Genomic DNA, 21,508 nt, shown 5'->3' on the forward strand with positions numbered 1-21,508 from the left:
CGCGGCGACCTCGGTGAACGCGACCGACGGGCCGAGCAGCGCGGCCGCGGCGATCAGGGCGGCAAGCCATGTGCGCAGCGCGCTCAATTGCTTGCCCCCGTCGCAGCGGCCGGCGGCGCAACCGCGGGTGCGCCGAAATCGACGCGCGGCGGCTTGGCGATCTCGGTTTCGTTGGCCACCGAAAAGTTCGGTCGTTCGTTGAGCCCGAACCATCTCGCCGTCAGGTTCGATGGAAACGAGCGCACGGTCGTGTTGTAGGCCTGAACGGCTTGAATGTAGCGATTGCGCGCCACCGTGATCCGGTTTTCGGTGCCTTCGAGTTGCGCCTGTAAATCGCGGAAGTTGGCGTCGGACTTCAGTTGCGGATAGTTCTCCGACACGACCAGCAGCCGTGACAGAGACGATGTCAACTGCCCTTGCGCCGCCTGAAACTTCGCAAAGGCTTCCGGGTTGTCGAGCACGTCGGGCGTGACCGTGATCGAGCCGACGCGCGCGCGCGCCGCGGTGACCTGCGTGAGCACCTCGCGCTCCTGCTGCGCGTAGCCCTTCACCGTGTTGACGAGGTTCGGCACTAAATCGGCGCGCCGCTGATACTGATTGACGACCTCGGACCAACTGGCCTTGACCTGCTCGTCCTGCGACTGCAATCGGTTATAACCGCAGCCCACGAGGAACAGCGACAAACACATCGTCAGGGAAAACCATGGCTTGCGCATCCGCACTCTCCCATCCTTCGATTGCCCCCGGTTCGGTGCGCGGCTTACCGCGCATCGTCCTGTCAATCGTGCATGGGCGCGGCCAAGATCCCTTGATTCAACTCAACGATCTGGTTGTTTTATACGCGCTCGATAATCATGGCAATGCCCTGCCCAACGCCGATGCACATCGTGCATAGCGCATAGCGACCGCCCGTGCGGAGCAATTGGTACATGGCGGTGGTGGCCAAACGCGCACCCGACGCGCCAAGCGGGTGGCCGAGCGCAATCGCGCCCCCGTTCGGGTTCACGCGCTCGTCGGCGGCACCGATGTCGAGCGCACGCGTCACGGCCAGCGCCTGCGCAGCGAACGCTTCGTTCAGCTCGATCACGTCCATCTGATCGAGTTTCAACCGCGCGACGCTCAAGACCTTGCGCACGGCGTCGATCGGGCCGACGCCCATGATCCGCGGTGCAACGCCGGCGGTGGCTGTGGCTACGATGCGCGCACGGGGCTGCAGCCCGAAGCGCGACGCTGTTCTTTCGCTGGCCAGCAACAACGCACAAGCGCCGTCGTTGACGCCCGACGCGTTGCCCGCTGTCACGGTGCCGTCGGGACGCACGACACCTTTGAGCCTCGCCAGCGCTTCGAGCGTCGTGGCGCGCGGATGCTCGTCTTTCGTGACGATGAGCGGATCGCCCTTCTTTTGAGCCACCGTGACCGCGACGATCTCTTCGTCGAAGCGCCCACTTTCCTGCGCCGCCGCCGTGCGTTGCTGACTGCGTAGCGCGAAAGCGTCCTGATCTTCGCGGCTGATACCGAACTCGGCGGCGACGTTCTCGGCCGTCTCGGGCATCGAATCGACGCCGTACATCGCGCGCATCGCCGGATTCACGAACCGCCAGCCGATCGTCGTGTCTTCGATCTTTGCTGCGCGGCTGAAGGCGCTCTCGGCTTTGGCCATGACGAACGGCGCACGACTCATGCTTTCCACGCCGCCTGCAATCATCAGCTCAGTCTCGCCGCTCTTGATCGCGCGCGCCGCAATGCCAAGCGCATCGAGTCCCGACCCGCACAGGCGGTTAACGGTGCTGCCCGGCACGGTCACGCTCAAGCCTGCGAGCAGGCCGGCCATGCGCGCGACGTTGCGATTGTCTTCGCCCGCCTGATTGGCGCACCCGTAAATGACGTCGTCGATGGCGGCCCAATCGACCGACGCGTTGCGCGCCATGAGCGCTTTGATAGGCAGCGCGGCCAGATCGTCAGCGCGCACCGTCGACAGCACGCCGCCGTAGCGACCGACAGGCGTCCTGATTGCATCGCAAATGAAGGCGTTTTCCATCGAAGATCCTTGGCAAAGGCGCGGCTCGCGCGCATTGCAACTCATCTTGGCGATGGGCGGTTTTATCGTCAAGTGCGATTATCACAATAGTGTGCGATTATCGAACCTTCGCACAATCGAAGGGAAGCATCATGAAACGCGCCGGCCGCCCCCAGGAATCCGAAACGCACGTCGACACCGTCGCGCCAGCCGAGCGCGATGAAGGCCCTGCCGCGGACGCGGCTTCGGTGAGCGACCCCAACTTCATGACCTCGCTCGAACGTGGCTTGGCCGTGCTGCAAGCGTTTTCGCAAGAACGTCGCGTGTTGACGACGTCGCAGATCAGTCAACGCACGGGCATTCCGCGCGCGGCAGTCAGGCGCTGCCTGTATACGCTCGAGAAGCTGGGTTTCGTGGCGGAAGAAGACAACCGGTTGTTCTCGCTGCGCCCGCGCGTGCTCAAGCTCGGTCACGCGTACCTCGCTACCACGCCGCTTGCTCACGCGGCTCAACCTGTGCTGCGCCATATCAGCGCCACGCTCAACGAGTCGAGTTCGGTCGCCATTCTCGACGGCGACGAGATCCTCTATATCGCGCGCGCGTCGACCTCACGCATCATGTCGGTCGATCTTCATATCGGCAGCCGCCTGCCCGCGTATTGCACGTCGATGGGGCGCGTGCTGCTCGCACAATTGGGCGCCGAGGCGCTCGACGCGTACCTCGATCGCACGAAGCTCATCCAATACACGCCGCGTACGATCGTTTCGAAAGAAGGACTGCGCAGCACGCTCGAATCGGTCCGTAACAACGGCTATGCGCTCGTCGACCAGGAATTGGAGGTCGGACTGCGCTCGATCGCAGTGCCGGTGCTCGGTGCCGACGGACATGCGATCGCTGCGCTCAACGTCGGCGTGCAAGCCGCGCGCATCGCGATCGCCGAAATGGAAAGCCGGGTCCTGCCGGCGTTGCGCGAAGGGGCGCAGGAATTAGCGCTGCTCTCGCTCTGACTGCGTCAGGAACGCCAGGAGCGCCGCGTTGAACGCCTGCGCCGCTTCGACGTTCGAAAGGTGCGAGGCATCCAACGCGACCATGCGCGCGCCCGGCACGCGGTCGACGATGAACCGGGCATCGTCGATTGTCGTGACCGGATCGTATCGCCCGGCAATCACCAGCGTAGGCGCGGCGATCCTTTCGATCTCCCCGCGCAGATCGGCCGTGGACAATGCGTCGCAACACGCGGCGTATCCGTGCTGCGGCGTGGCGCGCAATTGATCGGTCAGCCGCGCAACGACGTTCGGCCGCCGCTCGATGACTTCGGTGGTAAACCATCGCCCCGCCGCGCCGTCCGCCACTTCATTCATGCCGCGCGCCCTCACGAGCGCGGCGCGCTGGCTCCATCCCTCGTATGACCCGATGCGCGCAGCGGTATTGGCCACGATCAATGTATCGATTCGTTCGCACGCATGCACGCCGAGCCATTGGCCCGTCAGGCCGCCCATCGAAATTCCGCAAAAATGCGCGCGTTCGATAGCCAATGCATCGAGCACGGTCAGCACATCTTGACCGAGCATGTCGAGCGTGCAGGGACCCGGTGAAGAAATCGAGTCTCCATGGCCGCGCGTGTCATAGCGCACGATGCGATAGCGCTCGGCGAGTGCATCGAGTTGTGGAGACCACATCTCGAGCGTCGTCCCGAGCGAATTCGAAAATACGATCGCCGGTGCATCCTGCGGGCCTGCGGTCGTATAAGCGATACCGTTCACGTGCTGCATGCTGACTCCAATAATGCTCAACGCTCACATCTCTTTGCGGCTCAGGCTCGTGCCCAAAGCCAGGTCGATGCCCGGGCGCTTCACGTCGTTCATTCAAGAGGGCTGCGCCTTCGCAGCGAAGCAATCGATCAGGCTCGCAAAAGCGGCACAGGCGTCACGTCCTGCAGGGCCTCGAACGCAAGCCCTTCGACGATATCGATCACGACGAGACCGCCGGCAGTCACGTCTATCACGGCCAGGTCCGTGTAGATTCGATCCACGCACTCGATGCCGGTCAGCGGATAGGTACACTGCGGCACGAGCTTGCACTCGCCGGACTTCGTCAAGTGATCCATCATGACGAACACCTGTTTGGCGCCGATCGCGAGATCCATTGCGCCGCCGACGGCAGGAATCGCATCGGGCGCACCTGTGTGCCAATTCGCGAGATCTCCTGTTTGCGATACCTGGAACGCGCCCAGCACGCAGATGTCGAGATGCCCGCCCCGCATCATCGCGAACGAATCGCCATGATGGAAGAATGCGCCGCCCTGGAGCAGCGTCACGGGTTCCTTGCCCGCATTGATCAGTTCGGGGTCTTCCTCGCCCGCTGCGGGTGCGGGCCCCATGCCGAGCAAACCGTTCTCGCTATGAAGAAAGATCTCGCGCTCGGGCGGCAGGTAGTTGGCCACCTTCGTCGGCAAGCCGATCCCGAGATTGACGTATGCGCCTTCAGGAATGTCGCGTGCGACACGTTGAGCGATTTGATCGCGCGTCCATTTGTTCATCGAAAACCTCCTCACGCGGCGCGCGCAAGCGTTTCAGGCACCGCGACCACGCGCTGCGTAAAAATTCCCGGCGTGACGATGACCTCGGGATCGAGTGCGCCGAGCGGTACGATTTCCGCCACCTGCGCGATCGTCGTCGTCGCGGCCATCGCCATGATCGGCCCAAAATTGCGTGCCGCCTTCCGATACACGAGGTTGCCCCAGCGGTCCCCCCGATGCGCCTTGATCAGCGCGAATTCGGCTTTGATGGGGTATTCGAGCACATAGGGCTTGCCGTCGATCACGCGCGTTTCCTTGCCTTGCGCCAAGCGCGTGCCGTAGCCGGTCGGCGTAAAGACGGCGCCGAGTCCCGCTCCGGCCGCCTGGATGCGCAGCGCGAGATTGCCCTGCGGCACGAGTTCGAGCTCGATCTCGCCAGCACGGAACAACGCATCGAATACCTGTGAATCGGCCTGACGCGGGAACGAGCAAATGATCTTGCGCACACGTCGCGCCTTCAACAACGCAGCAAGGCCGAGCTCGCCGTTGCCGGCATTGTTGTTGACGATGGTGAGCTCGCGCGCGCCTTGTGCAATCAGCGCGTCGATGAGTTCGGCAGGCTGCCCGGCCGAACCGAAGCCGCCGATCATGACGGTTGCGCCGTCCGTGATATCGGCGACGGCGGCTTCAAGTGACGAAATGGTCTTATCGATCATCGGTATTCGCGCTGGCGACAGCGCCTCCTTCCTTCCAATTGCCGATCAATTTAGAGGCACTCATGCCCCAGGTCAACGGCGATTATCGCAATACTGTGCGGTGATCGCACATTCCTCCCCTGCCCCTCGCGAACCTGATCGGCATGCCGGGGGTCGGCACTCAGATGTCGAAGAACACCGTCTCGCGACCGCCGTCGGGCGTGTCCTGCAAACGGATATCGAGTGAGTACACCGGTACGCCGTCGCGCTCGCTGCGTTGCGCGATCAACGTCTGGCGTCGCACTGCCCATTCGATGCCGCTCAGGACAGGGTCGCGCCCATTCGCTTCGACTTCATCGTTGAAATAGAGCCTTGTGTGCAGTCCAAGATTGATGCCGCGCGCGAACAGTACGAGGCATACGTGCGGCGCCTGTGGCACGCCGCCCGCACCGGCAGCGCGGCCCGGCTTGATCGTCTCGAACCGGAACACCCCCGTATCAAAGTTGGCGCAGGCCCGCCCCCACCCTCGGAACGACGGATCGAGCGGCAGGTTCTGCAGATCGGCGGGATGCGCATATTTACCGTGCGCATTGGCTTGCCAGAGTTCGACGAGGACATCGCGCACGAGCGAGCCGGACCCATCGAATACGCGGCCTTCGATTGCAATGCGCTGCCCGCGTGTTTCGGGGGAAACGAGCACAGGGCCGAAGTCGTTTTCGAAGATGTCGAAGCCCGCCTGCTTCGGCGCAAGGCCGATATGAACGTACGGGCCCGCCGTTTGCGAAGCGGTCTCCGGCAAGCGCACGGGAGCCAACGAAGCAGTCGGCGAACGGGGCGAAAAGGTGGTGCGATTCATGCCTTGTCTCCTTGCCTGGCGGCCTCGAACCAGGTCATGCGCCGACCGCGCAATGTGATGTCGAAGCGGTAACAGCGACTGTCGAGCGCGATGTCGTTGCCGGTGTCTTGCAGCGCGATCAACCCTCGCACCTGCTCTTCGCCCGGTATCGTCTTGACGATCGGGCATTGCGCGATGAGCGGATCGCCCTCGAAATACATCTGCGTGATGAGGCGCTGCGCCCACCCGTCTCCGTTCAGCGAATAGTGGATGTGCGAGGGCCGCCAATCGTTGATGCGATTGCGCCAGGGATAAGGGCCGGGCTTGATCGTGCGGTAGGCGTAGTAGCCGTTTTCGTCTGTGAGCATGCGGCCGCAGCCGCCGAAGTTCGGATCGATCGGCGCGATGTATTTGTCGTTGCGATGGCGGTAACGGCCACCGGCATTGGCCTGCCACACCTCCACCAGAGCGTTCGGCACGGGACGGCCGAACTCATCGCGCACGAAGCCGTGTACGACGATCCGCTCGCCGATCGGCAATCCGTCTTTGGCGAAGTTCAGAATCAAATCGTTGTCGAGCGGCCCGAGCTCGTCGGCGCGAAACACCGGACCCGTGCGTTCCGATACGGTGTTCAACGTCGAAATCAACGCGTTGCGCGGCGAGCGCAGCACGCTCGTCTTGTATTCCGGCGTGTAGGCAGCCGGATGCGCGGCCGTGTCACGCTGGGCGAAATCGCCATGAATCCGGCTGGCGGCAGCCGTCGGCAGGTCTGACATATGAACGCTCTCCTCCGCATAAACATGCCCCGCCATCACTGGAGCGGGACGGGGCGGGATTCCCGACGCCCACTCTAGGGCTCATGCAGACGCGCGTAAATTGACTTCTGCTCCGCGGTTCCATAACGTGCGGGAATGGAAAACCGAATCAACTTTCGGCACGTCAGTTGTTTTCTGGCCATCGCGCGCGAGCGTCATGTCGGCCGCGCCGCCGAGCGCCTGAACCTCACGCAGCCCGCCGTTTCGAAGACGCTTGCCGAGCTCGAATCGCTTGCGAACGTCCGGCTCGTCGAACGCGGTCGACATGGCGCACGCCTGACTCCTGCCGGCGAGCACTTTCTTCGCTACGCCGTCGATGTCGAGCAGGCGATGAAATCGGCCGCCGGGGCATTGGAGCACCCCGTCGCGCCGCCCGTGAAAGTCCTCCAACTCGGCGCGCTGCCGACAGTCGCAAGCGGCATCCTCCCCAACGCGCTGCTGCGTCTTCGCGAACGCCAGCCGCATGCGGGCGTGCGGCTTCAGACGGCGACCAATGACATGTTGCTGTCGGCGCTCAAAGCCGGACGGCTCGATTGCGCGATCGGCCGCATGGCGGAGCCTTCGACGATGCAAGGCATCTCGTTCGAACTGCTGTATGCCGAACCGCTCGTAATGGCCGTGCGTCCGCGCCATCCGCTCTTGAGCGAACGCCGCCCATCGCCCCAAGCCGTACTCGCTTATCCGCTCGTCGTCGCGCCGAGCGGCACGGTGCCGAGGCTCAATACGGACGCCTTCTTCGACGCACACGCGCTATGCGTGCCTGGCAATTGCACGGAAACGCTATCGGTTTCCGTCGCACGCCTGCTCGCGCGCCGCTCAGACGCGGTATGGATCACGCCAGAGTTCGCCGCGCGCGACGATCTGGAACGCGGCGAACTGGCAAGGCTGCCGCTGACTGTTGCGAACGCCGAAGAGCCCGTCGGCCTGCTGCGTCCCAGTGCTGGCGAGCCGATCGAGCTCGTCGAAGCGCTGGCCGCGATTCTGCGCGAGTTGACGCTCGCCGATAACCGGCAAGACGCTTCGCGTGCGCGCCGGCCGCTACGCCCCGTCTCCGCCAAGCGCACTCGCAAGCGTTGAGCGCAAGGGGATGCTTGGTGGAGTACCTGCCCGGCACTTGACCATCGGCGCAAGCCGAGCTTAGGATTCAGGCATTCGTTCGATACTCACGCACTTGTTCGATAATCGAACACATCGTCGATTAAGCGTGTCGGGCCCCTACGTATGACGGCGTTCGAGTGCCTCGACCGCCCGCGTCATTTCCTTCCTCTTCCGAGCTCAATTCAGCGCCATGTTCGCGTACCAAGGACGACTCAACGACAGGCTCACCTCGACCGATGCGATGCTCGACGTATTCGCGCCGAGCGCGACAGTGCAACGCATGCTCGATGTCGAAGCCGCGCTCGCGCGCGCACTCGCGAAAGCGGGCGTGATCCCTGCCTCCGCAGCCGCGCCGATCGAAGCGGCCTGCCATGTCGATCGAATCGATGCGGACAAACTGACGGCCGCAGCGGCGCGCGCGGGCAATCTCGCCATACCGCTCGTCAGGCAGTTGACCGCGTGCGTCGCGAGTCAGGCGCCGGAGGCGGCCAAATACGTGCATTGGGGTGCGACGAGCCAAGACATCATCGATAGCGGCATGGTGCTTCAGCTGCGCGATGCACTCGATCGCATCGACCTGGGTGTGGCCGCTTTGTGCGACGCGCTCGCCACGCAGGCCGCAAAGCATCGCGATACGCCGATGATCGGACGAACCTGGTTGCAACAAGCGCTTCCGATCACCTTGGGCCTGAAGTTCGCACAATGGCTCGATGCGTTTGAACGCCATAAGGAGCGCCTGGCCCAACTGCGCATGCGCGCCATCGCGCTGCAGTTCGGCGGCGCGGCCGGCACGCTGGCGAGCCTCGGAGACGCGGCACAGCCCGTCGCACAAGCGCTCGCGAAAGAGCTCGCCCTGCCTTTGCCGAGCGTGCCATGGCATACGCAACGCGACCGCATCGCCGAGGCGGCCACCGTGTTCGGTCTGCTGACTGGCACGCTCGGCAAAATCGCGCGTGACGTGTCGCTGCAAATGCAAACCGAGGTCGGCGAGCTGGCGGAGCCGTCGGCCGCGGGCAAAGGCGGCTCGTCGACGATGCCGCACAAGCGCAATCCTGTCGGTTGCGCCGCCGCACTGACCGCCGCGGCGCGCGTGCCAGGGCTCGTCGCCACGATGCTGGGCGCCATGGTGCAAGAACACGAGCGCGCGCTCGGCGGTTGGCAAGCCGAATGGGAAACGTTGCCTGACATTGCAAGACTCTGTTCCGGCGCGCTTGCAAACGTCACCGACATGGTAAGCGGACTCGAAGTCGACACGACACGGCTGACAGCCAATCTGCAGATGACGCGCGGCCTCGTCCTTGCCGAGGCCGTGATGCTCGCGCTGGGCACTTCGCTTGGACGTATGCGGGCGCACGAGCTGGTCGAACACGCGTCGCACAAAGCTGTTCAAAGCGGTCGGACGTTGCGCGACGTGCTGTGCGACAACCCCGACGTCACCGGCGTGCTCGACGAGCGACAACTGAATGCGCTATTCGATCCCGCCAACTACAGCGGGCAGGCGCGACAGTTCGTCGACGCCGTGCTCGAACGCTATCGAGCCCACCGCTGATTACCCTCCCATGCCATTCGATTCCCGCACCCCATCATGAAAGACGAAGAACGCTACGAAACCGGTTTGCAGACGCGCCGCGCCGTCCTCGGAGACGCACACGTCGACCGGTCGCTCGCCAACCGCACCCCTTTGACGGAAGAGTTTCAAGCGCTGATCACGCGCTACGCCTGGGGTGAGATCTGGACGCGCGAGGGGTTGCCTCGCCATACGCGCAGCCTGTTGACCATCGCGATGATGGTGGCGCTCAACCGTCAAGAGGAACTGGCGTTGCATTTGCGCGCAGCCGCCAACAATGGCGTCACGCGCGACGAAATCAAGGAAGTGCTGCTGCAAAGCGCGATCTACTGCGGCGTGCCCGCCGCCAATTCCGCCTTTCATCTCGCCGAACGGATCTTTAGCGAGCAAGACGGGCAGACCTGATACGCCACCGCCCGCGCTCGGGCGCAAGGGCGACGCGCACCGAAGGACATCCCTGCGGCGCGCGTCGCTGCCGATCGCGCGGCTTTGTTTCAGAACAGCATTGCCATGCCCAGCATGCCGACGAACTGCGAACGAGTAGAAGACGGCGTGCCGTTTTGCGAATCGCCCACAGCAGGCGCGGCATCGACGATATTGCCTGCGCCCTTGCTGCCGAGCGTCTGGCCACTCGCGTGCTGGTATGCCTGCAACGCATAGAGAGTCGTCCGCTTCGAGAGGTGATAGGCCTCCTTCAGCGAATACTGTTGATAGCGTGCGGCGTCGGAAATCCCGTTCGCCTTCGACGCCGACGTGAGTGCGATGCCGGCGCCGATGTCGAACGCGGGCGTGAAACGATAGCTTGCCAGCGCCGCATACGTATTGAACACGGCGGTCGACCCGAACAGCGATTGCGCGCCGGACTTGTATTCGACGTTCGAGTAAGAGAGCCCGAGCACGAGATTGCCGAGCGTATAGTTGCCGGCAGCCGCGAGATGTTGAATCGCCCTCGCCGAGACATAACCCGTATTGAGCGCCGAGACGCCGAAGCTCCCGGTCGAGGCGGGATCGAAGCCGCCGGTCTGCTGGGCGTTGTCCATGCGCAGATATCCGAGCGCCAGCGAAACGGGACCGCTCACGTAACGCAGTGCGCCGCTATAGGTTTGTCCTTTGCCGGTACTGCCGGCAATGCCGCCGAAGGCGTACATCGCGCTCGCCTGCAAGCCGCCCCAGTTCGGGGACGTATAAACCAGCGCGTTGTTGATCCGCACGGTCGTATCCAGCCCGTCGATGTCGCCGGGGTGGGCGCCCGTTGCGCCGGTCAGCCACGCGCTGCCCGTCAGCGGGCCGACGAACGTGTAATACGGCGTGTATTGACGCCCGGCCGTCAGCGTACCGAATCGAACGTTTTGGAGTCCTAAGTATGCTTCTCGATTGAACATCAAACCGGATGACGCGAACGCCCCCGTATTGAGATCGAAGCCGTTTTGCAGATCGAAGATCGCCGTCGTGCCGCCCCCCAGATCTTCCTTGCCTTGCAAGCCGAACTTGGAAGCGTAGAGGTTGCCCTGTCGCAAGTAGACGTTCGAGCTGCCTTTCTGGTTGTTGACGTAAGTCACCGCGTCGTCCACTGCGCCATACAGCGTGACGCTGCTTTGCGCGAACACGGGCGCGCAAGCGAGCGCCGCAGCAGCGGCCGCGAAGCGGCTGAGTTGAGTCCTGGTCGTTTTCATCGAACGTCTATCTCCATCTCCAAAGGTCATCGCCGCGGGTCTTTCCCGCGGTCTGTGGTGCATGCAAGTGAAACGAAAGTCCCGGACCCTCACGACATGGCGGCGTCCTCCCGGCGCCGCCGCGTTTGCGCAGCGAGCCTGACCGCCGCGTTGGGCGCACCGTAGCCGTCGTATCCGCCGCGGCGCTCGACAATCTCGAGAAAGAAGCGCTTATCGAGCGTTTCCGTATAGGCATGCAGAAACTCGCCGCCGTTTTCGTCGCGGTCATAGAGCAGGTGGTGCGCCCGCAGCCTCGAGAGAAGCGATTCCGGCAGCGCATAGCGGGCCGCGAGATCCTCGTAGTAGTTGCGCGGAATGCGCAGGAGCGGGAGTCCCGCCTGCTCGAACTGCGCCACCGCACGAAAGATATCGTTCGCGCCGAACGCAACGTGATTGAGCCCGGTGCCGTGGTAAGCCTGCACCGCTTCCGCCACGGCCGTATGACGATCGACCGAAGCGTTGAGCACGAGGCGCAATGACCGATCGCGATTGCAAAATGCACGCGAACGCACAAGACCGTATGGATCGGGCACGACGACGCTTGACGACGCCTGAAGTCCGAACACGGCTTTCAAGAACAACGTCCAGCTATCGAGAGAACCCATCGGCAACGCGAGGCAGACGTGATCGATGTCGATCAACGGACCCACTTCGCTTGGGCCATCCACGTCCGTCAGCACAAAGTCCGCTTCGAAGAGCGTCGGCTGGCCCGATCTTTCGTTCACCAGGTAGTTAAGACTTCCATCCGGAGAACGCACTGCCGGCACGACGCGCTCGTCGGGGCCCACGCGTCCTGTGAATGGCACGTAGCCGAAACGGGCAGCCCGTTCCAGCGCGAGATCGGCATCGTCGAGACGAAATGCCGCCGCGCAGAGTGAAAGGCCGTGTTGCTGAAAGAACGAACTGGCGAACGAATCGGGTTCCGCGTTCAAGACGATGGCGGCCGCGCCATGTTGATACAGGGTGACGTCTTTGGACCGATGCTGTCCCGCGCGGCGAAAGCCCAGCTTTTCGAGCCAGCCGACGAGCCGGGTGCGCGAAGCCGCATCGACGGCGAACTCCAGGAATTGTGTCGTCAGGCGCGCCGGCGCCGCAGGGGGCGCGAACAGCGGTAATTCTTCGTTGCCAGCCACGCCTGCCGTCAACGCGCGCGTTTGCTCTTCGAGCAACAGCAGCGACCGGTAGCCGTCGGCAGCCGTCGCGGCGGGCGGTGCCCCGCGAAAGCCGTCATTGAACACCTCCAACGAAAGCGGCCCGCGGTATCCCGCCCGCAAGATGCGGGAGGTGAATTCGGCCAACGCGAAATCCCCCTGCCCCGGAAAACAGCGGTAGTGGCGGCTCCATTCGAGCACGTCCATGTTCATCCTCGGCGCGTCGGCAATTTGCACGAAGCCGATACGCTCCCCCGGGATCGTCTCGATCTCATCCAGCGGATCGTCGATCGACAGCGTGTGAAAGCTATCGAGCGCAAGCGTCAGATTCGGATGATCGACGGCGCGCACGAGTCGCCACGCATGGCGGTACGAATTGACGTGCCGACCCCAGGCCAGCGCTTCGTAGCAGGCCGTCACGCCGGCTGCTTGCGCCTGCTCGGCCAACACGCCGAGTTGTTCGACGATCAGCCCGTCGTCGCACACCGTATCGGGCAACACGCTGCTGCAGACAAGCAAACGGTCCGTGCCAAGCGCATGCATCACGTCGAACTTGCGTTTGATGCGCTCGACATTGCGCGCCAGCCGCTCTGCGCCAACCCCTTCGAAATCTCGGAACGGCTGATACAGCACGATCTTCAGATCGAGATCGTCGGCGATGCGGCGCACGTCGCCCGGCGTGCCGTCGTAATAAAGCAGGTCGTTTTCGAAGATCTCGACACATCGAAATCCCGCGGCGTGAATCGCCCGCAGCTTCTCGGCAAGCGTGCCGCTGATCGATACGGTCGCGATCGATACGGTCGCGATCGATCTGGCTGACGGTACATCGGGATGGCACAAAGTGTCGCTCTGCATGGTCTGCTCGATCCGCTCCAAAACACGCCCCAACTATAGGTGACGCACTATAGATGAACTAACTAGTTGGTACAAATTAGAGAAAACCCCAGAATGACTTCGGCATGGACTGGCGGCACACTTGCCAGCAATCGGACGACGCAAGGCCGTTCGTTCAGCATTCGCTTACACGGAGTCGTTGTTATGACATTTGCTTCGGTTCTGGTCCTGAACGGGCCGAATCTCAATCTGCTGGGCACGCGCGAGCCGGCCATCTACGGCAGCGAAACCCTCGCCGATGTCGCGCAGCGTTGCGCGCAAGCCGGCGAACGCCTTGGACTGGCGATCGACTTCAAGCAGTCGAATGCCGAAGATCGTTTGATCGACTGGCTGCACGATGCGCGCACGAACGTCGACGGCATCGTCATCAATCCGGCCGCTTACACGCACACGTCCGTTGCGCTGGCCGATGCATTGACGGCGATCGCCAAGCCTGTCATCGAAGTCCATATCTCGAACGTGCATAAGCGCGAAGCATTCCGGCACCATTCGTTCGTCTCCCCCATCGCCGAGGCGGTCATCGTGGGCTGCGGCACCCAGGGCTACGTCCTGGCGCTCGAACGCATGGCGACGCTGCTCAAGGCGGGGGACCGTTCATGAGCGCCGAGATCAAACGCGGTAAGCACTCGATCCTCGTCGGCCTGATCGGCAAGGGCATCGGCGGATCGCTGAGCCCGGCCATGCATGAGGAAGAAGGGTGGCAACAGGGACTGAACTATGTCTATCGCCGCATCGATCTGGAGACACTCGGGCTCGATGCCGACGCACTGCCCGAGCTGATCGATGCCGCCGAGCGGATGGGCTTCGATGGGCTGAACATCACTTACCCGTGCAAACAGGCCGTGATTCCGCTGCTCGATGCACTGTCCGAGGACGCGCGCGCATTGGGGGCAGTCAATACGGTGCTGTTCAAGGACGGCAAGCGCCTCGGCTTCAACACGGACTGGTCCGGCTTCATGCGTTCGTTCCAAACCGGCCTGCCCGATGCGTCGCTTGCACGCGTGGTTCAGCTTGGTGCCGGCGGCGCAGGGGCCGCGGTGGCTCACGCGGCACTGGGCCTCGGGGCCGGACACGTTGCTTTGTTCGATGTCGACCAAGCGCGCGCGGCCTCGCTGGCAGATCAATTGCAACAACGATTCCCGGCGGCGACAGTCGTCTGCGGCGACTCGCTCCCCGTTGCGATGCAGGACGCTACAGGGCTCATTCACGCGACGCCGACCGGCATGGCGAAACTGCCAGGCATGCCCTTACCCGCCGAACTGCTGCATCGGGGGCTCTGGGTAGCCGACGTCGTCTACTTTCCGATCCGCACCGCGCTGATCGAGGCGGCGGAAAAAGCGGGCTGCCGCACGTTGAGCGGCGGCGGGATGGCGGTCTACCAGGCGGTGGACGCGTTTCGCATCTTCGCCGGCGTGGAACCGAACGCCGGCCGCATGTACGCGCACTTGCAGGCGCTGCTCTCGCAGTAGCGCAGTAGCGCAACCGCGCAATAAATCCACTACACCGACTCAGGTCGACAGGAGACAAACGACATGGCCCCTCCGATTACACCGCGCTCGCTCAGCGGTGCGCCGCTGCAAGCGGCGACGCACTCGTCCGCGGCTCGACCCTCACGGGCCCGATACCGAATCCTCGGCCTGTTGGCCGCGGGGACGATGATCAATTACCTCGATCGAACCGTGCTCGGCATCGCCGCGCCCCAATTGACGAAGGAACTCGGCATCAACGCAGCGTTGATGGGCGTGATTTTTTCCGCGTTTTCGTGGAGCTATGTCGTATCGCAGATCCCGGGCGGGATGTTTCTCGACCGCTTCGGCAGCAAGTTGACCTATTTTCTGTCGATGACGCTATGGTCGCTCTGCACGCTTGCTCAGGGTTTCGTGGGCGGCGTCAGCGCGCTGTTTGCGTGCCGGCTCGGCCTCGGCGTGACCGAATCGCCCTGCTTTCCGACCAATAGCCGGGTCGTGGCCACCTGGTTTCCGCAAACGGAGCGTGCGTTTGCCACGGGCACCTATACCGTGGGCGAATATGTCGGCCTCGCATTCTTCAGCCCCCTGCTGTTCGCGTTGATGGGCGCGTACGGTTGGCGCACGCTGTTTTATGTCGTCGGCGGCGTCGGTATTGTTTTCGGCTTGATCTGGTGGCGCTTTTATCGCGAGCCTCATGAGCATCCGGCCGCGAACGAAGCCGAACTCGACTATATCGAAGCGGGCGGCGGGCTGACCCGACACACCCCGAGCGCGCAGGGCAACAAGCGCCCGAAGGTGGCGTGGCGCGACATCGGCCGGCTTCTCAAACATCGACAGCTCACGGGTATCTGCCTCGGCCAGTTCGCCGGCAATTCGACGCTCGTGTTCTTTTTGACGTGGTTTCCCACTTATCTCGCGACGGAACGCCACATGGGCTGGCTGAAAATCGGCTTCTTCGCCGTGATGCCTTTCATCGCGGCGTCGGTCGGCGTCATGTTCGGTGGCACCTTCTCGGACTGGCTGCTGCGCAAAGGCAAATCTCCGAACGTTGCACGTAAGCTGCCGATCATTGCAGGGCTGTTGCTGGCGTCGACGATCATCCTCGCGAACTACGTGCAGAGCAACACGGCCGTCATTGCCATCCTGTCGCTCGCATTCTTCGCGCAAGGCATGGCCGCGCTCGGCTGGACGCTCGTGTCGGATATCGCCCCCGACGGCATGCTCGGCTTGACCGGCGGCATCTTCAACGTCGCCGCGAATCTGGCCGGCATCATCACGCCGCTCGTCATCGGCCTGATCGTCAGCACAACGGGCTCTTTCGTCGGCGCGCTTGCATTCATCGGCATCATCGCGCTGATCGGCGCAGCGTCGTACATCTTCATCGTCGGCGATATCAAGCGAATCGCACTCTGAAGTACGCTCGGATTGCGGCCGGACATGCCCGGCCGCCGTGGGCCGCCGGGCCGTTTCGAGGAAAAACCGCCGTGCTAAAATCGCGCCCATTTACTCTGAAGGCGCAAGACGACATGGGAAGACCGGCGGCCTCGCCCAACAGCACCAGCGCCAAAGTCGACGCTCGACGCAAGTACGATCCGGAAGAGACCAAGCGCAACATCCTCGAAGTGGCCACGGCAGAGTTCTCTGCCATGGGGCTCGCCGGCGCACGCGTCGACGCGATCGCCGAGCGCACCCATACGACCAAGCGCATGCTGTATTACTACTTCGGCAGCAAGGAAGGGCTGTACGAAGCGGTGCTCGACAAGGTCTACGGCGACATCCGCGCGCTCGAGCAAGACCTGCACGTCAGCGAACTCGAACCGGTCGAAGGCATGCGCCGGCTCGTCGAATTCACCTTCGACTATCACGATCGGCACCGCGATTTCGTCCGCCTCGTCACGATCGAAAACATTCACGGCGCGAAGTATCTCGAGCAAATGAAGACGTTTCGCAGCCGCAATGCGAGCGCGATCGCGACGATCGAAGATCTCCTTGCGCGCGGCGTGGCGTTGGGGCAGTTCCGGGACGATATCGACCCTATCGATCTGCACCTCATGATCAGCTCGTTTTGCTTTCATCGCGTGAGCAACCGCTCGACGTTCGGCGCTGCGTTCGGGCGCGATCCCTCGCACCCGCGGTTGCGCGCGAAGCATCGCGAGATGATCGTCGATGCGGTCTTGCGATTCGTGAAGAAGCAACGCTGAGCCTTCGCCCGGCGGCGCAAATGCGTGCGTTACGGCGCCCGCGCAGCCGATCGCGCGCTCGCCAGCGCGTCGAGATTGCCTTCGCCGAACCCGTGATAGCCGTTGCGTTGCACGATTTCGAAGAAGATTTCACCGGGCCGGCGCTTCGCGAACGTTTGAAAGAAAAGGCGCGGCGCGCCATCGGGGCCGATTTCCCCGTCGATCAGGATGCGACGCGTGCGCAGCGCGTCGAGATCGACACCATGTCCGGGCAAGCGCGCGTCGATCGAATCGTAGTAGGTCCCCGGCGGTTCGATAAATTCCACGCCATTGGCAACCAAAGCATCCACCGACTCGAATATGTCGTCGGTCGCCAGAGCGATATGTTGTACGCCTTCGCCCGGGTGATCGGGCAGATACGCATGCATCTGCTCCGTCCTTGCCGTACCTTCCTCGTAGAGCGGAATCCGCACCTCCCCACAAGGGGACACCATCACGCGCGAATCGCGCGAGACGTGTCCATCGGGATCGATTGTGTGAATTTCGCTGAAGTGCAGCAGGTTCTCATAGAAGTCGAGCCATTCCTGCATGCGGCCGGCTCCGACCGTTTGCGCCATGTGATCCACACGCCGCAGGCCGGTGCCGGCATGGCTGAGATCGTCGTGCGCCGTCGCAATGTCGATCGGCCTGAAGTCGATGTCGAAGATCGAAATGTCGCCCACGCCGCCGCGCAGCCCGCCCCGTCCCCGCCAACGATCCACAAAGTAAATGTGTGAATCGCCGATCCCTTGAATAGCCGGGATCTTCAGCTCCGATGCGCCCCGGCGCTCACCTTCGAATGGCCACGCACCGAGATCGATCGCGCGCTTGAAAGCGCGCGAGGCGCTGCCGACACGCATGCCGAGCGCGCAGATGCCCATGCCGTACTCTTGCGCATAACGCGCGGCGAACGAATCGGGTTCGGCATTGACCAGAAAATTCATGCCGCCCTGGCGATACAGCTTCACCGCCTTACTGATGTGCTGCGCAATCGCCTTGAATCCGAACTGCTCCAGACGGCAGCCCAAATCCTGCGGCTCGCGCGCGGCAAATTCGACGAATTCGAGGCCGGCCAGCCCGAGCGGGTTGAGCGGGTCGGCAGCCCGCGCGGAGAGATCGTCGGACGATAAGGCTACAGGGCACATGCGGGGAACCTCCGGGCGGCGTTGCCTCAATTTTAACTAAATCGTTCACATTAGGGACAGCATCGGGCACATGCATGGGCGAACCGACCGACTCGGGGCAAACCCGGAAACGGTGCGATTGCCGCACGCCCTTGCGCGATAATCGCGCGTCGAGCGCGAAAAGCGGATTGCGCACGGTCCGAGAGCCGCCCTATCCTCCACGAACCACCCCATGACAAATCGCGCATGCCGCGAAGATAGAGGCAGGAGACACTGGATGACCCCCAACTTCGACACCCCGGACCACGTCCACCGTGCGAGTCTTCACAAACCGAAGAGCCAGGCGCAACGCGCAGCCATCGGCAGCGCCGTCGGCGCTGTCGTCGATTGGTATGACTTTCTGCTTTATGGGATCGTCGCCGCGCTGGTCTTCAATACGGCGTTCTTCCCCAAGGTCAGCCCGACGATGGGTACGCTCGCTGCATTTGCGACATTCGGAGTCGGGTTCCTGTTTCGCCCGTTGGGCGGGATCGTGTTCGGGCACTATGGCGACCGTCTCGGGCGCAAGCGCATGCTCGTCCTGACCGTGATGCTGATGGGCCTGTCGACCGTCGCGATCGGCCTGCTGCCGACGTTCGCGACGATCGGCTGGTGGGCTCCCGTGCTGCTCGTGACGATGCGGGCGGTCCAGGGCTTCGCCGTGGGCGGCGAGTGGGGCGGTGCGGCGTTGATGGCGGTCGAATCCGCGCCCAAAGGCAACAAGGCCTTTTACAGCAGCGGCGTGCAGGTGGGATACGGCGTCGGCCTCGTACTCGCGACCGGCTTCGTCTCGTTGCTGAGCCATGGTCTCGGCGACGCGTCATTCCGCGCGTGGGGCTGGCGTCTGCCGTTCGTCTTCAGCATCGTCCTCGTCGCGATCGGCCTGTGGGTGCGGTCCAGCATGGACGAATCGAGCGAGTTCGTCGAAACGGTCGAGCATCGGCATCGCAAGGTCAAGCTTCCCGTGATCGAAGCGTTGACACGGCACCCGAAGGCGTTTGCGTACATCGTCGCATTGCGGCTCGCCGAGTTGTTCTCGATGTATATCGTCACCGCGTTTGCGTTGAGCTATTCGACGGCCAACCTCGGCATGTCGCGCGACCTGTTCCTCAACATCGGGTTGCTCGTCGGCGCGCTCAGTTGCGTGACCATTCCCTGCTTCGCATGGCTCGCGGACCGCTTCGGGCTCAAGCGCATCTATCTCATCGGCGCAGCGATCGGCCTCGCGAGCGCCGTCCCGTTCTTCGTGGCCCTCGAAGCGCGGGCGACCGTTTGGATCGTGATTTTTTCGGTTCTGCTCGCCAATGTCGCGCACGACATGGTGGTCAGCGTGCAGCAGCCGCTTTTCACCGAACTTTTCGGGGCCGAGTATCGCTATAGCGGCGCCGGGGTCGGCTATCAATTTGCAAGCGTCGTCGGTGGTGGGTTTACGCCGTTCATCGCGGTGGCGCTCACGACCCTCGCGGGCGGCTCCTGGCATCTCGTGGCCGGCTATCTCGCCGCCGGGTGCCTGTTTTCTCTGATCGTCGGCGCGCGCATGAAACCGGAATGAAGAAGGCCGCTCTCGACAAGCGCGATTGGATCGCGGGCCTCGAAAAGGGCCTGGCGATTCTCGAGGCCTTCGATAGCGAACATGCGCGCATGACGCCGACGCAGGCGGCGGCGCTGACCGGCCTCTCGCGCACTGCCGCGCGCCGCTATCTGCTGACGCTCGAATCGCTCGGCTATGTCTATACGGATGGCCGCTTGTTCGGCTTGACCCCGCGCGTGCTGCGCGTCGGGTGGTCGTATTTCGATTCGGCCCGACTGCCGCGAACCGTGCAGCCGTACCTGCAACAGCTCAGTGCATCGACCAACGAATCGGCCTATGTCAGCGTGCTCGACGATTGGGAGCTTGTGGTCATTGCGCGAAACGGCGTCTCCCGCGTGATGACCACAGGGTTCGTGTTGGGCGCACGCGTGCCGGCTCCGCTCATATCGCCCGGCGTCGTGCTGCTCGCGCATCACGAAGATCAAGCCGCCGTCGCGGCATGGCTCGAAAGTGTCGTGCTGCCGCCCTATACACCGCACACGATGACGACGAAAGCGCGCTTGCGCGAAAAGATCGAGCAGGCGCGTGCCGACGGCTATGCACTGATCGAGCAACAACTGCAGCTCGGCGTACGAGGAATCGCCGTGCCGCTCAGAAACCGGCACGGCGAAGTCATCGCTGCGCTCAGTACGAACATGCCGATCGGCGAGGAAAGCGCGGATGCAGCATTGAAGCGCGTATTGCCGCATTTGCAGGAAACCGCAATCGCGATGCTGAACGTCCTTTGACGGATCGAGGTGACGATGCGCCGACGACGATCGATCGCAATGGTCGCGGTTCACTTATTCGCTTACGGCTGCCCGCTGTTAACCGAACCTTAAGGTTGCCGTGCCACTCTGTAACCAGCGGCCGGGAGCAACATCGCCCCTGGACGCAGCCGCCAGAGAGGTACGAATCATGCCTGTCACTACCAGGACCATCGCTATCGCCACAGCGCTCGTCATCGTCCCGGCGCTTTCGTTCGCGCAATCCTCCCACGCACCACTCACCCGCGCTGACGTAAGGGCTCAGTTGATCGAGCTCGAACAGGCAGGCTACAGCCCGGCGCGAAATGACGACGCTTCCTACCCTGCCGATATTCAAGCGGCGGAGGCACGAATCTCCGCAGGGATGGCTGCGGCACAACCGGGCACCGGTATCGGTGGTACAACGGCTGGAACAACGGAGACTGGCCATCGACCCGGCGTTGGACACTGGCGTTCAATGTATGGTGGTCACTGACTCAACTTCGCCAAGCGCACGATGCCGGCAACGGAGGGAAGAATGTCAAAGCGTTTAACTTGGTCTACGTCGCTACTCGCGTGCGCCGCCATTTTGCTTGCCGCACCGCTCGGCGCGGCGGCAAGCGAACCCGCAAAGGTGGTCGTCAAACTGGTGGACGGTGGCAATGGGCACATGTCATTGGTGATCAGCCCAAAGCAGATTCCGCCGGGCCCGGTGGAATTCACGATCGAAAACCAATCGGGCACGATCAAGCATGAATTCCTGTTCGCACGATGGCAGAAGCCGGATGGCGCTCTGCCCTACGATGAGAAAACGCAGCAGGTTCAGGAAGACGCGGTGAAGGGGCTGGAGGGCGTGGAAGATCTGCGCCCGCACGAAAGCGTGACGGCGCAATTCACCTTGAGCAAAGGCCGGTATGTCGTGTTTTGCAACGAGCCGGGGCATTACCGCAGCGGCATGCATGCCGATTTCATAGTGGGATCTGCCAGATAAGCCCCTAGTTGAACGCCGGCGCCTCGCGAGGTCACTCGCAAAGTGCGC

Annotated in this window: 22 protein-coding genes; 12 read left to right on the top strand and 10 right to left on the bottom strand. The window is 63.1% G+C overall.

Features of this window, described 5'->3' with window-relative positions:
- Positions 1-83 precede the first annotated feature (83 nt).
- Positions 84-716 carry a LemA family protein gene (locus C0Z19_RS18825; RefSeq protein WP_102611355.1) on the bottom strand — a complete coding sequence of 211 codons (633 nt, stop codon included), beginning with the start codon at positions 714-716 and terminating at the stop codon, positions 84-86.
- Positions 717-835: 119 nt separating this feature from the next.
- Positions 836-2,038 carry a 3-oxoadipyl-CoA thiolase gene (gene pcaF / locus C0Z19_RS18830; protein ID WP_102611454.1) on the bottom strand — a complete coding sequence of 401 codons (1,203 nt, stop codon included), beginning with the start codon at positions 2,036-2,038 and terminating at the stop codon, positions 836-838.
- 131 nt (positions 2,039-2,169) lie between these two features.
- On the opposite strand from pcaF, the gene C0Z19_RS18835 reads away from it, so the two are divergent.
- Positions 2,170-3,024, top strand: coding sequence for an IclR family transcriptional regulator domain-containing protein (locus C0Z19_RS18835; RefSeq protein ID WP_102611356.1), 855 nt, complete (start codon positions 2,170-2,172; stop codon positions 3,022-3,024).
- On the opposite strand, the gene pcaD is transcribed toward C0Z19_RS18835, so the two are convergent.
- The 5 genes from pcaD to pcaH form a co-directional block, all read right to left on the bottom strand.
- Complete coding sequence (pcaD, locus tag C0Z19_RS18840) at positions 3,004-3,789, bottom strand: 3-oxoadipate enol-lactonase (protein WP_102611357.1); 786 nt, start codon at positions 3,787-3,789, stop codon at positions 3,004-3,006. The genes C0Z19_RS18835 and pcaD overlap by 21 nt on opposite strands.
- Before the next feature lie 128 nt (positions 3,790-3,917).
- Positions 3,918-4,556 carry a 3-oxoacid CoA-transferase subunit B gene (locus tag C0Z19_RS18845; RefSeq protein WP_102611358.1) on the bottom strand — a complete coding sequence of 213 codons (639 nt, stop codon included), beginning with the start codon at positions 4,554-4,556 and terminating at the stop codon, positions 3,918-3,920.
- Between the two features lie 11 nt (positions 4,557-4,567).
- Complete coding sequence (locus C0Z19_RS18850; protein WP_102611359.1) at positions 4,568-5,251, bottom strand: 3-oxoacid CoA-transferase subunit A; 684 nt, start codon at positions 5,249-5,251, stop codon at positions 4,568-4,570.
- A 160-nt stretch (positions 5,252-5,411) separates the two neighbouring features.
- Positions 5,412-6,086 (bottom strand): protocatechuate 3,4-dioxygenase subunit alpha, encoded by a 675-nt coding sequence (gene pcaG, locus C0Z19_RS18855; RefSeq protein WP_102611360.1) that lies wholly within the window; start codon positions 6,084-6,086, stop codon positions 5,412-5,414.
- Positions 6,083-6,841: a protocatechuate 3,4-dioxygenase subunit beta gene (gene pcaH / locus C0Z19_RS18860; RefSeq protein ID WP_102611361.1), complete on the bottom strand. Its 759-nt coding sequence runs from the start codon at positions 6,839-6,841 to the stop codon at positions 6,083-6,085. The genes pcaG and pcaH overlap by 4 nt, the downstream gene beginning before the upstream one ends.
- Positions 6,842-6,976: 135 nt before the next feature.
- Between pcaH and C0Z19_RS18865 the strand changes: the two genes are divergently transcribed.
- The 3 genes from C0Z19_RS18865 to pcaC all read left to right on the top strand — a co-directional run bounded on the left by C0Z19_RS18865 (position 6,977) and on the right by pcaC (position 9,950).
- Entirely contained in the window at positions 6,977-7,957 is a 981-nt protein-coding gene (locus C0Z19_RS18865; RefSeq protein ID WP_102611362.1) for a LysR substrate-binding domain-containing protein, read from the top strand.
- Between the two features lie 211 nt (positions 7,958-8,168).
- The gene (locus C0Z19_RS18870; RefSeq protein ID WP_102611363.1) at positions 8,169-9,527 is read left to right on the top strand and encodes a 3-carboxy-cis,cis-muconate cycloisomerase; all 1,359 of its coding nucleotides are present in this window, start codon (positions 8,169-8,171) and stop codon (positions 9,525-9,527) included.
- 36 nt (positions 9,528-9,563) lie between these two features.
- The gene (gene pcaC, locus C0Z19_RS18875) at positions 9,564-9,950 is read left to right on the top strand and encodes a 4-carboxymuconolactone decarboxylase (RefSeq protein ID WP_102611364.1); all 387 of its coding nucleotides are present in this window, start codon (positions 9,564-9,566) and stop codon (positions 9,948-9,950) included.
- Between the two features lie 89 nt (positions 9,951-10,039).
- Here pcaC and C0Z19_RS18880 read toward each other — a convergent pair whose 3' ends face one another.
- Complete coding sequence (locus C0Z19_RS18880; RefSeq protein ID WP_102611365.1) at positions 10,040-11,218, bottom strand: porin; 1,179 nt, start codon at positions 11,216-11,218, stop codon at positions 10,040-10,042.
- A gap of 89 nt (positions 11,219-11,307) precedes the next feature.
- Positions 11,308-13,263 (bottom strand): bifunctional sugar phosphate isomerase/epimerase/4-hydroxyphenylpyruvate dioxygenase family protein, encoded by a 1,956-nt coding sequence (locus C0Z19_RS18885; RefSeq protein ID WP_102611366.1) that lies wholly within the window; start codon positions 13,261-13,263, stop codon positions 11,308-11,310.
- Between the two features lie 183 nt (positions 13,264-13,446).
- On the opposite strand from C0Z19_RS18885, the gene aroQ reads away from it, so the two are divergent.
- The 4 genes from aroQ (at position 13,447) to C0Z19_RS18905 (ending at position 16,972) form a co-directional block, all read left to right on the top strand.
- Positions 13,447-13,902 (top strand): type II 3-dehydroquinate dehydratase, encoded by a 456-nt coding sequence (gene aroQ / locus C0Z19_RS18890; RefSeq protein ID WP_102611367.1) that lies wholly within the window; start codon positions 13,447-13,449, stop codon positions 13,900-13,902.
- The gene (locus tag C0Z19_RS18895) at positions 13,899-14,771 is read left to right on the top strand and encodes a shikimate dehydrogenase (RefSeq protein ID WP_102611368.1); all 873 of its coding nucleotides are present in this window, start codon (positions 13,899-13,901) and stop codon (positions 14,769-14,771) included. Before aroQ ends, C0Z19_RS18895 begins: the two co-directional genes overlap by 4 nt.
- A 63-nt stretch (positions 14,772-14,834) precedes the next feature.
- Positions 14,835-16,184 carry an MFS transporter gene (locus C0Z19_RS18900; RefSeq protein WP_102611369.1) on the top strand — a complete coding sequence of 450 codons (1,350 nt, stop codon included), beginning with the start codon at positions 14,835-14,837 and terminating at the stop codon, positions 16,182-16,184.
- A 113-nt stretch (positions 16,185-16,297) separates the two neighbouring features.
- Complete coding sequence (locus C0Z19_RS18905) at positions 16,298-16,972, top strand: TetR/AcrR family transcriptional regulator (RefSeq protein ID WP_102611370.1); 675 nt, start codon at positions 16,298-16,300, stop codon at positions 16,970-16,972.
- A gap of 29 nt (positions 16,973-17,001) precedes the next feature.
- Here C0Z19_RS18905 and C0Z19_RS18910 read toward each other — a convergent pair whose 3' ends face one another.
- Complete coding sequence (locus C0Z19_RS18910; protein WP_102611371.1) at positions 17,002-18,135, bottom strand: 4-hydroxyphenylpyruvate dioxygenase family protein; 1,134 nt, start codon at positions 18,133-18,135, stop codon at positions 17,002-17,004.
- 256 nt (positions 18,136-18,391) lie between these two features.
- Between C0Z19_RS18910 and shiA the strand changes: the two genes are divergently transcribed.
- The 4 genes from shiA to C0Z19_RS18930 all read left to right on the top strand — a co-directional run bounded on the left by shiA (position 18,392) and on the right by C0Z19_RS18930 (position 21,460).
- Positions 18,392-19,705, top strand: a complete 1,314-nt coding sequence (gene shiA, locus C0Z19_RS18915) for a shikimate transporter (protein ID WP_102611372.1) — start codon at positions 18,392-18,394, stop codon at positions 19,703-19,705.
- Positions 19,702-20,472 (top strand): IclR family transcriptional regulator domain-containing protein, encoded by a 771-nt coding sequence (locus tag C0Z19_RS18920; protein WP_102611373.1) that lies wholly within the window; start codon positions 19,702-19,704, stop codon positions 20,470-20,472. The genes shiA and C0Z19_RS18920 overlap by 4 nt, the downstream gene beginning before the upstream one ends.
- Positions 20,473-20,641: 169 nt before the next feature.
- Positions 20,642-20,965 (top strand): DUF4148 domain-containing protein, encoded by a 324-nt coding sequence (locus tag C0Z19_RS18925; RefSeq protein WP_102611374.1) that lies wholly within the window; start codon positions 20,642-20,644, stop codon positions 20,963-20,965.
- A gap of 21 nt (positions 20,966-20,986) precedes the next feature.
- Positions 20,987-21,460 (top strand): hypothetical protein, encoded by a 474-nt coding sequence (locus C0Z19_RS18930; RefSeq protein ID WP_146012103.1) that lies wholly within the window; start codon positions 20,987-20,989, stop codon positions 21,458-21,460.
- The last annotated feature ends 48 nt before the right edge of the window (positions 21,461-21,508 follow it).

This window comes from Trinickia soli, assembly GCF_002879855.1.
GTDB classification, from domain to species: domain Bacteria; phylum Pseudomonadota; class Gammaproteobacteria; order Burkholderiales; family Burkholderiaceae; genus Trinickia; species Trinickia soli.